The following is a 14,436-nucleotide window of genomic DNA, read 5'->3' on the forward strand; positions in this document are numbered from 1 at the left end:
GCCTCGCTGCGCACCCGAGCGGGCACGGACGCGTGCACGACCACCAAGCGTGCGGCATGCACAACGCGCCCGCATAACACCCCGGCTGCGCCTGTGGGCTTGTATCCACCGCATCGGTCAGCGGACCGCGTGAAGCGGCGGCGCCATGCCGGGATCATGTACGCATACGGTCTCGCGCCGGTAAACGGGGAACATTTCCGCACAATGCGTTATCCCTTCGTACCTCGCGGGTCTAGCGTCCTCTCTCAGGTGACCGGCTCCCCACCGCCGCCCGGGCCAGGGGCGGCCGTCGGGCACCACCACCGAGAAAGTCCGGCGGCGGTCCGCTCCCCCTGTGCGGGCCGCCGCCGGACGCGTGACTCCCTCGCCTCCTCGTCAACCGCCGATCTCCCGCAGCGCCTGCCCCAGCGCCGTCACTCCCGCCTCGATCACCGCTGCGGGCGTGGCGGCGTAGCCGAGGAGCAATCCTGGCGGCCCGGGGAGTTGGCGATGCCAGGACAAAGGGTGGGTCTTCACACCGTGGGCGACCGCTGCCGCCGCCAGTTCGGTGTCCGCGAACGCCGCCGCTTCGAACGTGACCAAGAGGTGCAGCCCCGCCGCCGCTCCCCGTACCACCGCCCTCGGCAGATGCCGCCGGATCGCCTCCGTCATGGCGTCCCGGCGACGGCGATGGCGTCGACGCAGCATGCGCAGATGCCGTTCCAGTTCGCCCGACTCCATGAGGCGCGCGAGGACGAGTTGAGGGAGGGCGGCGTTGCCAAGGTCCGCGAAGCGCTTGGCGTCGACCAGTGTGTCGCGGTAGCGCGGGGGCGCGAGCACCCATCCTGTGCGCAAAGCGGGCGCGAGCAGCTTGGACACACTGCCGGCGTAGCAGACCCGCTCCGGCACCATGGAACGCAAAGCCGGGACCGGCGCCCGGTCGTAACGGTGCTCGGCGTCGTAGTCGTCCTCCAGCACCACTCCACCCCAAGCCATGAGCTCCCGCCGCCGTGCCCCGCCGAGCACGACGCCGGTCGGAAACTGATGCGCGGGCGTCAGGGCCACGGCCCCCACCCCCTGTTCGCGCAGTGCGTCGACCCGTACGCCGTCCTCGTCCAAGGGAACCGGTGGCGTCTCGAGCCCTTGGTTCCGCAAGTGCTGCCGCACTCCCAGCGACCCCGGCTCCTCCACCCCGATCGCCCTGATGCCGTCCTCCCGCAGCACGGTCCCGATCAGCCCCAGCGCCTGCGCGGTCCCGGCCACGATCAGGACCTCCCGGGGGTCGGCCGCGATCCCCCGGTACCGAGCCAGCCAGTACGCGACGGCCCGCCGTAGTTCCTCCGTTCCCCGCGGATCCCCGTACCCGAACCCGGACGTGGGCAGCTCCGCCAGCACCGCCCGCTCGGCCCGCAGCCAGGCAGCCCGCGGAAACGCCGCGAGATCGGGCGCACCTGGGGAGAGATCGATCCTGGACGGCAGGACGCGCACAGCGTCGAAGACGTGCACTGTGGGCGGCGTGGTGAACAGGGCCTCTGCGGAGGGTGTTCGGCCGATCCCTCTCGCTTGCTCCACGGGCGCCCCCGGCACCGCGACCACCACCGTGCCGCCACGCCCCCGCCCTTCCACATGCCCGTCCTCCGACAGGCGCTGGTATGCCTCCGTCACCACGCCCCGCGACACACGCAGGTCCGCGGCGAGGGCACGGGTGGCCGGGAGGCGGCTGCCGAGAGGGAGACGCCCGTCGGAGATCGCCTGCCGCAGCCGCTCCGCCAGCCATTCGGCCCGCCGCCCGAACGGCGCTTCCCTGATGTCCAGTTGCAGAAAATCCGCCCCCGCGGACATCGAGGGCCGCGAAGGTACCGAATGCACCGAGGACACGGAGGGTGCCGGGGACGCGGAGAGTGCCGAGGACGCGGAGGGCGCCGAGGACGCGGAGGGCGCCGGGGACGCGGAGGGTGCCGGGGAGGCGGAGGGTGCCGGGGAGGCCGAAGATACCGAAGGCGCCAAGAGCTTCGGCGCCCCAAATACTTTGGCCCTGTTATCGGCGCTCCCTTTGGACCTGTTCACCGAGCCATTCTGGCCCGAGGGTCAACTCATGACCATGAACACCTCCGCAGACACCGACACTTACACGCAGACCGACACGAACGTGGGCGCAAGCATGGGCACAGCCATGGGCACGGGCATGGGCACAGGATGGGCTGAGGCAACGAACTCGGCCTATGTGCACGGCTATTCCGCGCACGAGTCCCAGCGCCTCGGCGACCAGGCCGACACCCTCGCGGAACTCCTCCACGCCGGCACGGTCTACCCACCGGGCAGTCGCGTCCTGGAGGCCGGCTGTGGCGTCGGCGCCCAGACCGTTCACCTGGTGGCGGCGAGCCCGGAGGCCCATTTCACCGCGGTCGACATCTCCGTCGCGTCTCTGGACCAGGCGCGCGCCCGAGTACCGGCCACCGCCCGGGTCCGATGGCTCCACGCCGACCTCTTCGATCTCCCCTTCCCCGAGGACGAGTTCGACCACGTCTTCGTCTGCTTCGTCCTGGAACACATCCCCGACCCGCAGAGGGCCCTCACCGCCCTGCGCCGTGTACTGCGCCCCGGTGGCACTCTCACCGTCATCGAGGGCGACCACGGCTCCGCCTTCTTCCACCCCGACAGCACCTACGCCCATGCCGCGATCGACTGCCAGATCCAACTCCAGGCCATGGCCGGCGGCAACGCCCTGCTGGGCCGCCGCCTCCACCCGCTGCTCACCGCCGCCGGCTACGAGAACGTCGTGGTCCGTCCGCGCACGGTCTACGCCGATCGCTCCCGTCCCAGCCTCGTCGAGGGCTTCACGCGCAACACCTTCACCGCCATGATCGAAGCCGTACGGGACGAGGCCCTGTCGGCGGGTCTGACCACCCCCGTGGACTGGGACCGAGGCGTCGAAAGCCTCCGCCGGACCGCCGAGGGAGACGGCACCTTCCACTACACGTTCTTCAAGGCGGAGGCCACGAACCCAGGTCGTTCAAGGGTGCCGGACCGACCGGCGAACCCGGTCCGGCGGGACTGACCCCGTCCTCGGCGACCGGACGGACCCTACCCACGAAGATCCGCTATGAGCCGAAACCGCTCCAGCACGGCCATCGTGCTGTCGTCCACGGCGAACGTCTCGTCCCCCAGGGCCTCCCTCATCGCCGCGCTGTGCCAGAACTTCTCATGTGCCGTCCGCCACTCGGCCACACTGGTGTGCCCCTCGCCCTCGTTCACCGCGTGTTCGAGATCCACCTCGGCGAGCGGCACCACCCGCACGTCCGTGACCTCCATGACGGCTACCAGCCGCTCCTCGGAGTCCGGGACCGTGTAGCGAAGCCCGGCTTCCGGCAGGGCCTCCCCTTCGTGCTCGAAGTCGACCAGCAGTCCGGTCGTCGTGGTCTTCGATCCGTCAAGGATCGCGGCGACCAGCCGGTCCCGTAACCTGCCGGGGAAAGCGAACTCCGACCGGGGCAGGGCAGCGAGCTCGCTCTCGTTCCACTCCATGCTTGTCCTCCGTTGTCAGCAAAAGCTGGTGTCCACACTCCGACGGTGTCTCCGGGCGGACCTCGCTCGGCGTCTCCCGAACCGTCACACCAGCCGTCGCGCCGTGGCCCAGCGCGTCAGCTCATGCCGATTGGACAGCTGGAGCTTCCGCAGGACCGCCGAGACATGGGACTCGACCGTCTTGACGGAGATGAAGAGCTGCTTGGCGATCTCCTTGTAGGCGTAGCCGCGGGCGATGAGACGCAGGACCTCGCGTTCCCGCTGAGTGAGCCGGTCCAGATCCTCGTCCACCGGTGGGGCGTCCGTGGAGGCGAAGGCGTCCAGGACGAAGCCTGCCAGGCGCGGGGAGAAGACCGCGTCGCCGTCCTGGACGCGGAAGATGGAGTCCACCAGGTCCGTGCCGGTGATCGTCTTGGTGACGTATCCCCGGGCGCCGCCACGGATGACCCCGATGACGTCCTCGGCGGCGTCGGAGACGGAGAGCGCCAGGAACCGCACCGGCTGCTCGGTGTCGCCCATCAACCCCGAGCAGCGCCGCAGTACTTCGACGCCACCGCCCCCGGGCAGATGCACATCCAGCAGGACGACCTCGGGCCGGGTGGCCGTGATCACGGAGACCGCCTGATCGACGTCGGCGGCCTCTCCGACGACCTCCACCCCGGTCCGTGCGGTCTGCCCGATCTCGGCCTGTACTCCCGTTCGGAACATACGGTGGTCGTCGACGAGCACGACCCTCACCCGGCGGCCGACGCCGCCGTCCGCTCCGGTGCTCTCCCCCGGCTCGTCCGGCTCGGTGACGCCGGGATCGCTCGACGCGCCCGGTATGTCCGCCGTGTTCCGGGCCGCGGGTTCGCCGGCTCCGGCGCCTGACGTCAGACCGCTGGACACACCGCCCGCAGGCGGCTCGTTCGCCCCCGTCGCACCGCCCGGCGTTGCTGCGTCGGCTGCCCCGTTCGCATCGCTCATGACGTCTCCGCCCTCTCCATCTCCAGCTCGACCTCCGTGCCGCCCCCGGGTACCGCGCGGAGGCGGGCCGTGCCGCCGTTGCGCTCCATACGGCCGATGATCGATTCTCTAACGCCCATGCGGTCGGCGGGTATCGCGTCGAGGTCGAAGCCGGGGCCCCGGTCACGGACCGACACGAAAACCGTACTGCCCTCGACCTCGGCGAAGACCTGTACCGCGCCGCCCTCGCCACCGTACTTGGCGGCGTTCACCATCGCTTCCCGCGCGGCCTGCATCTGTGCTCCCACCCGTTCGTCGAGCGGGCAGTCGCCGACCACCACGACCTCTATGGGCACGCCGTGCTTGTCCTCCACTTCGGCGGCATTGCGCCGCACGGCCTCGGCGACGGTCCCGGGCTCGTCGTCCTCGTCCTTGCCGGTGCCTTCCGGTTTGTAGAGCCAGGCGCGCAGGTCGCGCTCCTGGGCGCGCGCGAGGCGGCGCACTTCGCCGGGGTTGTCCGCGTTGCGCTGTATCAGCGTCAGCGTGTGCAGAACGGAGTCGTGGACGTGGGCGGCGACCTCCGCGCGTTCCTGGGCGCGGATGCGCATCAGCCGTTCCTGGGAAAGGTCCTGGGTCATGCGCACGAGGTAGGGACCGGCCAGCAGGGCTATGCCGACGAGCACGGCGAGCGCGGCCTGGAGGACCGAACTGAGGTGGGCGGCGGAGCCCTGGAGGACGAATATCCCGGAGACGCCCGCGGTGACCAGCAGCACGCCGGCCGCTGAACGGGCGAGCGTGATCGTGCGCCGGCGGCGGCCCACCTCCACCCAGCGGGCCCGCCGTGCGTTGTCGGCCTGGCGCCACACCAGCGCGACGCCCGCACCGACGAGCACTGCTGGCAGCAGATAGGCCTTGGCGCCACTGCCGAGATCCACATTGCCGATGAAGATCAGGGTCACCACGACCATCGCCAGCAGAGCGACGATCTGACCTCTGTCGGGCTTTCGGGCGACCAGCCTGCGGCGGCCGTCGGGCGACACCTCCGCCGTCAGGGCGGAGGGCCGCTCGGCATCCACCCCGCCGACGCCGAGCGGAACGAAGAACCAGAAAGCCGCGTACAGCAGCGCGCCGAGGCCGTCCGCCGTGAACAAGCCGACGAAGGCGACTCGTACCCAGATCACGGGCAGTCCGAGATGCCCGGCGAGCCCCCGCGCCACCCCTCCCAGCCAGCGTCCGTCGCTGCTGCGATAGAGCTTGCGCGGCGGCCGCGGTGCGTCGAGTGGAACTGCTGCGGCTTCCGGCATGCCAACGATGGTCACATGCGGCGCGGTCCGGGGCATCAGGGTCGACCCCCGATACTCCCCTGATCTTCACACGCCCATGGTTCGAACAACTCCCGGGCCGCTCGTCAGGGGCGGATATCAGGGTTCGGCCAGGGTCATCCCGACTGCCGCGCGACCGCCGTGCCCGTCACCATGGACGCATGACAGATCAGCAGCACGCAGCAGCGGCGCCGGATCCCGGCCCGCTCCCCGGCTCCGGCGCGGAGGCCGGGCCGCGGGACGCCGTGCCCCCCGCGGGAGAGGAACCGCGCGCGCCCGAGCTCCCGCACAAGTTCCGTCGCGACCGACGGCACAAAGTGCTGGGAGGCGTGTGTGCGGGGCTCGGGCGGCAGTGCGACATGGACCCGGTGATCTTCCGGATCGGGCTCGCGGTGCTCGCCGCGACCGGCGGGATAGGGCTGATCTTCTACGGTTTCGCATGGCTGTTCGTCCCATACGACGACGAGGAGGAGAACGAGGTACGCAGGCTCCTCACCGGCCGCGTCGACGGCCCGGCGCTGACGGCCGTGCTCTTCGCGCTCGTCGGCTGCGGGGTGTTCCTGTCGATGCTGAGCAATTTCAGCGTGCTCACCTTCGCCGTGATACTCGGCCTGCTGCTGGCGGGCGCCGGGTACTGGTCGCAACGGCGCGGCACGGCCGACCCCGACCCGCTCGCGGCCCAGGCCGCGGCTGACGCCCCGCCGGAGGCGCAGGCACCGCCGGTCCCGGCCGCCTTCCCGTCCTGGTGGCGCGACCCCATCGTCAAGGACGGCACGCACGTGGGTGGCACCGGCTATCTCTGGGGCCCGAAGGAGGCTCGGGACGTCGCGGCGGCCACCAATATCGCGCGCGGCAACTACCGTCAGGAGACTCCCACCCGGCACTGGGAGTCCAAGCCGCGCGGTCCTCGCTGGATAGGTGGCTGGGTGTTCCTCGTCGCGCTGCTCGCGGGCGCGATCGGCATAGGCGCGACCTGGGACGACCACGCGCTCGGCACCAGCCTCCAGACCGGGTTCGCGAGCGCGCTCCTGGTGTTCGGCCTGGGCATAGCGGTGAGCGCGTTCCTGGGGCGTACGGGAGCGGGTTCGATCATCCTCTCCGTGCTCACGGCGGCGCTGCTGGCGGCCTCGGCGGCGCTGCCGAAGGACATCAGCACGCAATGGGACCGCACCACGTGGCGGCCGGCGGCGGTGGCGGACATACGGCCGAAGTACCACCTGGGCACGGGCGTCGGCACGCTGGACCTGAGCAAGGTCACGGTGGCCGAGGGCAAGACGGTGACGATTCGCGCCGAGGTTGGCGTGGGCCGGCTGGAGGTGGTCGTACCGAAGGGTGTGAGCGCGGAAGTCGACATCGAGGTGGGCATCGGCGACATCCAGCTGCCGGGCGACGACGAACGGGACGTGGACGTGCAACCGGGCAAGCACAAGGAGATCACGCTCGCCTCCTCGACCGGGGCCAAGAGCGGTGGCACGCTGAACCTCAGTCTGGAAGTGGGCCTGGGACAGGCGGAGGTGAGCCGTGCTGCGGCATGAGTTCCAGCCCGGAAGACTGATAGCGGGCGTGTTCCTGACAATAGCGGGCATAGCGTACGTCGGTGACGCGGGCGGCGCTTGGGAGACACAGTGGTTCGCGGTGATACCGCTGGTCACGGCAGGCCTGTTCCTGGCGGGCGCGGTCGGCACGGTCGCTCACGCGATACGCGGACGACGCACGCAGATACGCGAGCGCCAGGTCCGTGCGGACACCTGACCCCGCGGGTCCCCTTGCACCCCACAGCCCGGCCCTCTTGCCCCACTGAGGGCCTCGCGGGAGACGGAAGGACCCTCCGGTCAGCTCGCAGCACGCACCAGGGGAGGCCCCACAGCGCCGCCCAGCCGGAGCAGACAGGCAGCCAGACAGACAGGGCACGCCGAGGCGGGAGCGGAAGGACCCTCCGGTCAGCCCGCAGCACGCGCCAGGGGAGGCCCCATGCCGGCGCCAGGGGAGGCAGCGACAGCGGACCGGGAACCCTCATGGCCGGCCGGGCAGAGAGCCACGGAGCGAATCACAGAGGGAGACCGTCACCCCCAGGACGGAGCGGCCCTCGCCCAGCCGGGCCGGCCGCCACGCCGCGCACGACACCACAGGAACACCGGCACGCCAGGCCGAAGGCGCCAGGGAGCCAGCACGCCAGGACCCGACGGGAGCCGCCCAGCCGGAGCAGACAGGCAAGCAGGCGGGGGACGCCGAGCCGAGGCGGGAGACCCGACACCCCGGGCGGGGATGGCGACCGGCAGGCCAGGACAGGAAGGACGCCGCCACGCCTTGACGACGCCACGCCCGCCGGAAGAGCACCCCGGCCATTCCGCGACGAGGCTGGAGGAACACCGGCACGAAAGTGGGAGGTCACCTGCGCGTCGGGGCGGGAAGGGCGTCGGCCGGGCGGAGCGGGCAGGCGCCGTCAGGCCGGGCGGGGCGGGCAGGCACCCTCAGGCCGGGCGGAGCGGGCAGGCACCCTCAGGCCGGGCGGAGCGGGCAGGCACCCTCAGGCCGGGCGGAGCGGGCAGGCACCCTCAGGCCGGGCGGAGCGGGCAGGCACCCTCAGGCCGGGCGGAGCGGGCAGGCGCCGTCAGGCCGGGCGGGCGTCAATAGCCGGCTCGCCGTTGGCTGCGGCGTCCGCGGATGGCGGCATCCAGGGAGAGGACCGAGGCACCGGCCAGGACCAGGGGGAGCCAGGCCATCAGGTAGACCAGGTCGTTGCCGTAGTAGTACGGGTCGGAGGCCCAGCTGACGGTCAGCCAGAGGCTGAGTGAGATGAGGGCGCCACCGAGGGCCGCGAGGCGGGCCATCAGACCGATCAGGGTGCCGATGCCCACGGCGAGTTCGCCGAGGGCGATGGCATAGCCGAAGCCGATGGGGTTCTTCAGGGCCATGTCGACCAGGGCGGGGATGGCTGAGCTGTCGCGTACGCCGCGCATCATGTCGCCGATGGAACCTGAGCCGGAGTCGGACATGAAGGCGCTGTCGGTGAGTTTGTCCAGGCCGGCGTAGATGAAGGTGACCCCGAGGAAGACGCGTAGCGGGAGGAGGGCGTAACGGGTGGCGGTGTCCCGCCAGTCCCGGCCACCGTCGACATAGGGAGTGTGTGTGTCCGTACGAATGCCGTGCGCCATGGCTGCCGCCGCCTCTCGCCCGCCGTATCGTTCGCCCCTCAACAGGACCATACGTACGACAAGCCCGAATCGCTCAATGTTGACGCAACCTTTTTCGAGGAGAAAGCTGAGAAATCCTCACTTTCCGGCCTACCTGGGGCTCCGTCCCCGTAACACCGGGCTCCGCATTGCCCCGTAACGGCAACCGCCGCTCCGGCACTGCAATCGCTGCTTCCTCGGGGCGAGCGCTACTCCGTCTCAGCAACCGCTACTCCCTCAGGGCGAGCGCCAATCGGTCACAGCAACCGCTAGCAGCCGCTATTCCCTCAGGGCGAGCGCCATCAGGTCACAGCATCTTGCTCCGTCGCAGCATCTTGCTCCGTCACGGCGTCGCTGCTCGCGCACGACAAGCACCACTCGCTCGCGACAAGCACCACTCGCTCGCGGTAAACGCTAATTACTCGCGGCAGTCACTCGGTCACATCGATGACGCAGCGGTTCGTCTCGGCCCCGGCCGCCGTCACCACCTGGACCACCACACTCCCCGGCTCGACCTCCGCCGGCACCGGTACCACCAGCATCGAGTCCGTGGGATTGCTGAAACCGCCGGTCACCGGCACCAGCGGCACGTGTACGTGCACCGAACCGATGCGCACCATCATCCGGGACAGCCGGTCCGCGGTATTCGCCCCCGGCGGCACGAAACCGGCGCCGCGGATCTCGATGTCGTCGCCGGTGCGGATCGGAGCGTCGAGGTCGCCCGCCTCGCGGGCGCGCACCACGGAGAGGATCACCGGGCGGCCACCCTCCGCGTACTTCCCGGCGAGATACGTCCCGGCCGAGACCAGCACCAGAAGGGCGAGCCCCCACGGCAGGTCGGGGAGCTGATCCGGCCGCCGGGCCAGCCGCACCGCGGCGAAGACCAGTGCGACGGCCCCCACCAGCACGTACTGGGTGTCGGCGAAGCTGCCGCGGCCGGAGTCGTCGGTCAGCAGGTCGGCGGCCCGCGGCCGGTGGGCGCGGACCTTCTGCAGCCGCTGCGCCAGCACACGCAGTCCCACTACGCGTCGGACCAGCACGGCGATCCCGCACACCACGGCGAGCACGGTCACCACCCCGGCTCCCCGAGCGAGGTCGAGTCCGGCGATCAACCGGTCGCGCTCGTCCGGTCCGGAGGCCGCGGCGAGCCGGCCCGCCAGTACCAGTACGGCGTAGACGACGAAGAGCACCCAGGAGGCGGCCACGACGCGCGAGGTGGAGAGCCGGTTGTCCTCACCGATCACCGGCGCGAGGGCCCCACCCCTCGCCCGGTGCAGATACCCCGCGCCGGTCAGTCCGCCGCCCACCACGAGCGCGGCGAGCAGTCCCGCGGTGCGCGCGGAGGTCCACCCGGTTCCCACGGCGGTCAGTGCCTGCACCAGCAGCAGGGCGACGAATCCACCCGCCACCACGATCGCGGTGCGCCACCACAGCCGGGCCAGCCAGAGCTCGCCCTCGGCCCGGCCGCGCTCGGCGACGAACTCCGCGGACTGGGTCAGTTCATCCGAGACCCACTGCCGGGAGGCCGCCGCCGAGTGGGCGAGGGCGGCCGGCAGTCCGTGCCCGGACGCCAGTTCGTCACGCTTCGCAAGGAATTCGGCGACCGCACGCCGATGGCCCTCACGCGCCCCGTGCGGGCAGTCCCCGCAGGCGCACCCGCCCCCGTGCGCGCCCTGTCGCACCTCCTGCACCGCCACGCCCGCTACCCGCCCTTCCCGCACCACCGGACCACCCCGCACCCGCGGCCGCGCCCGTGCCCGCGTCCGCATCGGGCATCCGCATCCGCATCCGCACACAACACCCGCAGGCCCCGTAGCTCCCGTACCGGGCACCCCCGACGGGTTTCCGGTCCGATCCCGGCACCCCCCGGCCCCGGGCGCCACCCACCGGACCCACGTACGCCCACACCCCACGCCACCCGCGCCGCGGCCGCACGACCGCCCGCCGCGCCACGGGGTGACAGCGCATTGTGCCGTACGCCACCTCGTCCCCGCCCGGCAGGTCCGGTCAAGCCGGGTGAAGTCGGCACCTCCCTGTTGACCCGGCTGCGAGAATTCCCGTATGGCCGAGATCATCCAGCGTGACGGGACCTGGGCCTTCGATGGCAGCACCCTCCGGATCACCCCCGGACTCCACCGTTCCGTGCCGCTGTTCAGACAGACGTACGGAGAGGTGGCCGTGCCGCTCGAAGCCGTGGCGGGCGTGGTCTACGAACCTGAGCGCAAGCGGGGCAGGCTGCGCCTGCGGCTGCGCGAGGGCGCGGACCCGCTGCTCCAGGCGACCGGCGGCAGGCTGCCGGAGCCCGCGGACCCGTACCGACTGACCGTGGATCTCGACCGTTCGGGGGTCGCCGAGTACGTCGCGGAGGAGATCCGCCACGCGCTGCTGCTGGAGCAGATCCCGAAGGAGCCCACGAAGGCCTACCTGCTGGCGGGACCCCCGGTGCCGGTGTCCGTGCGCTCCAGCGACGGGACGGTGAGCTACGACGGCACCCAGGTGCGCATCGACTGGAGCGACACCTCCGACAAGGTCAAGCGCGCCACCGGTCCGCGCATCATCCGTATGCCCGATCTGGTCCAGGTCGAGTGGCTGCCCAACTCCGGTTACGAGGACGGCTTCCTGCGGTTCGTCACCCGCGAGACCGTGTTCTCCAAGCTGCCGCCGGAGAAGGACCCGTACGCGCTCGATCTGTGGGGCAACGCCCGCCGCGATCTGCTGACCGCATTGGTCGCCACCGCGGTCACCGCGCGGCTGCCCCATCCGTCCACCCATTCCGGGGACCACCTGGACGGTGCGGACCGGCCGAGCTCCGCCGCCCGGCCGAGCCTTGCCGCCCGGCCGGACCTGACGCCCGCCCTGTCGCTGCGGAGCGACCACCATGACGTGCTGCTGCGCAGACTGCGGGAGTTGGGCGAGTTGCACCGCGACGGAGTCCTCACGGACGAGGAGTTCGCGGCGACCAAGGCAGCCGTGCTCCGCGGCTTCTGAGGCTCCGGTTGCTCGCTGCACGCTCGATCGGGCGAGGCACGCGCTCGCCCGCGAGAGTCCTGCCCGACCCGACGAACAACGTGCCTGACCCAGCGAGAGTCTGCCCGACCCGACGAACAGCGTGCCTGACCCGGCGAGGTGTGTGCCCGACCCGACGAACAACGTGCCTGACCCGGCGAGGTGTGTGCCCGACCCGGCCAGTTGCGTGCTCAGCTCAGCAGGTCCGGTTCGCTCCGGCTGATGTCCTGCCACAGCGGCTGGTAGTTGATCCAGGCCACCAGGTCGCCGCCGAGCTGCTCACGGGTCGCGACGGCGAGACGGTGGTCGATCAGCACGGGCCGGCCGGCGGCCCGAGCGGTGAGCTGCACCTGGCAGGACCGCTCCATCGACAGGAACCACCAGGCCGCCGCGTCCACCGAGTCGCCGACCGTGAGCAGCCCGTGGTTGCGCAGCACCAGCGCCTTGCGCGACCCGAGCGCCGCCGCGATGCGACGGCCTTCGGCGGCGTCCACGGAGACGCCCGTGTAGGCGTCGTAGAGGGCCTGGTCCTCGTAGAAGGCGCAGGACTCCTGGCTGATGGGGTCGAGCAGTTCGCCGAGGGCGGCCATGGCCCGGCCGTGCACCGAGTGGCAGTGGGCGACGGCGACCACGTCCGGGCGGGCGGCGTGGACCTGGGCGTGCACGGTGAACGCGGCCTGGTTCACGTGATAGCGACCGTCGATCACCTGCCCCTCCTCATTGGCGAGGACCAGATCGCTCACGGTGACGTGCTTGAACGGCATCCCGAACGGGTTGACCCAGAAGCAGTCGGTGAACTCCGGGTCGCGCGCCGTGATGTGGCCTGAGACCCCGTCCTCGAAGCCGTACCGTCCGAAGATCCGCAGCGCCCCGGCCAGCCGCTCCTTGCGATGGCGCCGCTCGTCCTCGAGCGAGTCGTGCATGGGGGGCATCGCGAACTTCAGTTGGTCGGTGGGTCGGGGCAGGGGCGGCGTGGGCCCGTGCATATGTCCTCCGGAATTGGGACCGCTTCGTACGGAGCGGAAGTTACCCCCGGTCATGAGGAGAAGACAGGGCGGTTCCGTGAAGAGGGTGCACAACCGTTACGCCGGGTCGCTTGTCTGCCTCGATAGGACCTGGCTTTGTCCGTACATATTGAATGCGCTGTCAATAAGGAGAGGCATGAACCATGCGGAGCGACGGATCTCCGGGCTGCTGAGGCAGATCGCCACCGGAGACTCCGCCGTGCTGACCGACCGCGGCAACTCCCCTGCCCGGCTCGCCGCGCTCGTGTACATCGCCGAGCAATACGGGTTCCGATACGCCCAGACACGCCGGGTCGGCCAGCGGCTCGAGGTCGACGTCCTACGTGACCGGGGAGCCGAGGCACAGCGCCGCGCCGTTGCGACGCTCGCCGACTTCCCGCAGGCGGGCACCAAGAACGGCCCCGCGCCCGGGATGCGCCGCCGTTCGCTCAAACCGTTGCGGCACGCCTCCGAGCCGGTGGCCCTGCTCAGGGCGCGCATCGAGTACGACGCCCAGGCCGGGGACCTCCACTGGCGTCCCAAGGCGGTCTTCATGAGCGCCGTGTCGCTGGCGCTCACGCTGCTGTTCCTGCCGGTGGGCTGGCTGACGGCGCTGGCGGTGGGGCTGCCGACCTTCGCGATCTTCATGATCGGGCTGTGGGTGGAGGTTCTGCGCAAGGACCGGATCGCACGACGACTGCGCGCCGCGGGCTTCGACTGGGACTGACTTCGCCCCGCACAACGCCCGGTCGGCGCGACGCGAACGGCTGTCGCCGACGAACTCCGACAGTAGATGTCGGGTTTCGTCGTCACACTCTCCGTATGAACAAAACCCGGAACGTGAACTGGGCGGCCTTCGCAGCCGAGGAGCCGGAGCTCGCCAAGACGGTCGAGGACCGCTTCGCACGATATCGGCACCACATCCTCGCCACCCTCCGCAAGGACGGGTCGCCACGCACCACCGGACTGGAAGTGAGTTTCCTGTACGGGGAGTTGTGGCTCGGCATGATGCCGGGCTCGGTCAAGGCTCTGGATCTGCGGCGGGATCCGCGGTTCGCCCTGCAGGCGAATCCGGGGCCGGGAACGGAGATGGACGGCGGGGATGTACGGATCGGCGGGCGGGCGGTCGAAGTCACGGACGCGGAGACGCTCGCACGGTTCACCGAGGCGGTGAACCCGCCCGAACCGGAGGCCGTCCATGTCTTCCGCGCCGAACTGACCGAGGTGGTGCGGACGTACGTGGAGGACGAGACCTATCTGGTGCTGGAGACCTGGCAGCCGGGTGAGCCCGTGCGGAAGGTCAAGCGGACCTGACGCAAGGCGACACGAGGCGAACGCGAAAGGCGCCGCCCGAGTGGACGGCGCCTTCACACACCGGACGGGACCACAGCCCGGCAGGGACTACATTCCGGGAGGAACCGCAGCCCCGCACGAACTAGGCCCGGCGGGCACTACACCCCGGCAGGAACCACAGCCCGGCAG

13 protein-coding genes are annotated in these 14,436 nt (G+C 70.9%); 6 read left to right on the forward strand and 7 right to left on the reverse strand.

Annotated elements, in window-relative coordinates; translation table 11 throughout:
- Nucleotides 1-375: 375 nt before the first annotated feature.
- Nucleotides 376-1,821: a MocR-like pyridoxine biosynthesis transcription factor PdxR gene (gene pdxR / locus EF387_RS26610; RefSeq protein WP_128379133.1), complete on the reverse strand. Its 1,446-nt coding sequence runs from the start codon at nucleotides 1,819-1,821 to the stop codon at nucleotides 376-378.
- On the opposite strand from pdxR, the gene EF387_RS26615 reads away from it, so the two are divergent.
- The gene (locus EF387_RS26615) at nucleotides 1,787-3,037 is read left to right on the forward strand and encodes a methyltransferase domain-containing protein (RefSeq protein WP_238431714.1); all 1,251 of its coding nucleotides are present in this window, start codon (nucleotides 1,787-1,789) and stop codon (nucleotides 3,035-3,037) included. The two genes, pdxR and EF387_RS26615, sit on opposite strands and share 35 nt — an antisense overlap.
- Before the next feature lie 26 nt (nucleotides 3,038-3,063).
- Here the strand turns inward: EF387_RS26615 and EF387_RS26620 are convergent, their stop codons facing one another.
- The 3 genes from EF387_RS26620 to EF387_RS26630 form a co-directional block, all read right to left on the reverse strand.
- Nucleotides 3,064-3,504 (reverse strand): ASCH domain-containing protein, encoded by a 441-nt coding sequence (locus tag EF387_RS26620; RefSeq protein WP_128379134.1) that lies wholly within the window; start codon nucleotides 3,502-3,504, stop codon nucleotides 3,064-3,066.
- A gap of 84 nt (nucleotides 3,505-3,588) precedes the next feature.
- On the reverse strand, nucleotides 3,589-4,380 hold the full coding sequence (locus EF387_RS26625; RefSeq protein ID WP_420802629.1) for a LuxR C-terminal-related transcriptional regulator: 792 nt from the start codon (nucleotides 4,378-4,380) through the stop codon (nucleotides 3,589-3,591).
- Nucleotides 4,381-4,466: 86 nt separating this feature from the next.
- Nucleotides 4,467-5,753, reverse strand: coding sequence for an ATP-binding protein (locus tag EF387_RS26630; RefSeq protein WP_128379135.1), 1,287 nt, complete (start codon nucleotides 5,751-5,753; stop codon nucleotides 4,467-4,469).
- Between the two features lie 179 nt (nucleotides 5,754-5,932).
- On the opposite strand from EF387_RS26630, the gene EF387_RS26635 reads away from it, so the two are divergent.
- Both EF387_RS26635 and EF387_RS26640 read left to right on the forward strand, forming a co-directional pair.
- The gene (locus EF387_RS26635) at nucleotides 5,933-7,306 is read left to right on the forward strand and encodes a PspC domain-containing protein (RefSeq protein WP_128379136.1); all 1,374 of its coding nucleotides are present in this window, start codon (nucleotides 5,933-5,935) and stop codon (nucleotides 7,304-7,306) included.
- Entirely contained in the window at nucleotides 7,293-7,523 is a 231-nt protein-coding gene (locus EF387_RS26640; protein ID WP_128379137.1) for a hypothetical protein, read from the forward strand. Before EF387_RS26635 ends, EF387_RS26640 begins: the two co-directional genes overlap by 14 nt.
- An 875-nt stretch (nucleotides 7,524-8,398) precedes the next feature.
- Here the strand turns inward: EF387_RS26640 and EF387_RS26645 are convergent.
- Together EF387_RS26645 and EF387_RS26650 are read right to left on the reverse strand one after the other, a co-directional pair.
- Nucleotides 8,399-8,926 (reverse strand): DoxX family protein, encoded by a 528-nt coding sequence (locus EF387_RS26645; RefSeq protein WP_128379138.1) that lies wholly within the window; start codon nucleotides 8,924-8,926, stop codon nucleotides 8,399-8,401.
- 449 nt (nucleotides 8,927-9,375) lie between these two features.
- Nucleotides 9,376-10,641, reverse strand: coding sequence for a hypothetical protein (locus EF387_RS26650; RefSeq protein ID WP_128379139.1), 1,266 nt, complete (start codon nucleotides 10,639-10,641; stop codon nucleotides 9,376-9,378).
- A gap of 364 nt (nucleotides 10,642-11,005) precedes the next feature.
- Between EF387_RS26650 and EF387_RS26655 the strand changes: the two genes are divergently transcribed.
- A complete protein-coding gene (locus EF387_RS26655) occupies nucleotides 11,006-11,932 on the forward strand; it encodes a DUF4429 domain-containing protein (protein ID WP_128379140.1) in 927 nt (308 codons plus the stop codon).
- 209 nt (nucleotides 11,933-12,141) lie between these two features.
- Here EF387_RS26655 and EF387_RS26660 read toward each other — a convergent pair whose 3' ends face one another.
- The gene (locus EF387_RS26660; protein ID WP_128379141.1) at nucleotides 12,142-12,936 is read right to left on the reverse strand and encodes a class II aldolase/adducin family protein; all 795 of its coding nucleotides are present in this window, start codon (nucleotides 12,934-12,936) and stop codon (nucleotides 12,142-12,144) included.
- Nucleotides 12,937-13,111: 175 nt separating this feature from the next.
- Here EF387_RS26660 and EF387_RS26665 point away from each other — a divergent pair, with 175 nt between their 5' ends.
- Together EF387_RS26665 and EF387_RS26670 are read left to right on the forward strand one after the other, a co-directional pair.
- Entirely contained in the window at nucleotides 13,112-13,681 is a 570-nt protein-coding gene (locus tag EF387_RS26665; protein WP_128379142.1) for a hypothetical protein, read from the forward strand.
- A 95-nt stretch (nucleotides 13,682-13,776) separates the two neighbouring features.
- Nucleotides 13,777-14,268, forward strand: a complete 492-nt coding sequence (locus EF387_RS26670; RefSeq protein ID WP_128379143.1) for a pyridoxamine 5'-phosphate oxidase family protein — start codon at nucleotides 13,777-13,779, stop codon at nucleotides 14,266-14,268.
- The last annotated feature ends 168 nt before the right edge of the window (nucleotides 14,269-14,436 follow it).

This window comes from Streptomyces cavernae (assembly GCF_004023625.1).
Taxonomy (GTDB): Bacteria; Actinomycetota; Actinomycetes; order Streptomycetales; family Streptomycetaceae; genus Streptomyces; species Streptomyces cavernae.